The organism is Neisseria sp. P0001.S005 (genome assembly GCF_051963715.1).
Genome location: NZ_JBQCTZ010000703.1, coordinates 1 through 394, shown reverse-complemented (window position 1 = coordinate 394; position 394 = coordinate 1). Strand labels below are relative to the sequence as shown.

At 52.8% G+C, this 394-nt stretch carries 1 protein-coding gene; it reads right to left on the bottom strand.

What is annotated here, in order from left to right; all coding sequences use genetic code 11:
• On the bottom strand, positions 1-365 hold a 365-nt coding region (locus ACTHSP_RS22465), incomplete at its 3' end, for an alanine:cation symporter family protein (RefSeq protein WP_440347066.1).
• Between the last annotated feature and the right edge of the window lie 29 nt (positions 366-394).

The following is a 394-nucleotide window of genomic DNA, read 5'->3' as shown; positions in this document are numbered from 1 at the left end:
TCGCCGTATTTGGTGGCCATACCGAAAATGGCGGTCATCCACATCCAAAATACCGCGCCCGGGCCGCCGGTTACCACCGCAGTCGCCACACCGGCGATGTTACCCGTGCCGATGGTGGCGGATAGCGCGGTCATCAACGCCGCGAAATGGGAAATATCGCCTTCGTGGTCTTCGCCGTCTTCATGCTTCTTTGACGGCACAAACGCCTGCTTCAGCGCATAACCCAACATGGTGAACTGCAAGCCTTTCAGCAAAACGGTCAGCAAAATGCCCGTACCGACCAGCAGCATCAACATAATAGGTCCCCAGACCCAGCCGCTGATGGTTTCGAAAAAGGCTTTGAGATTGTCTAAAAACAATTGCATGGCTTTCTCCTTTGTCTGTTTTATTTTTT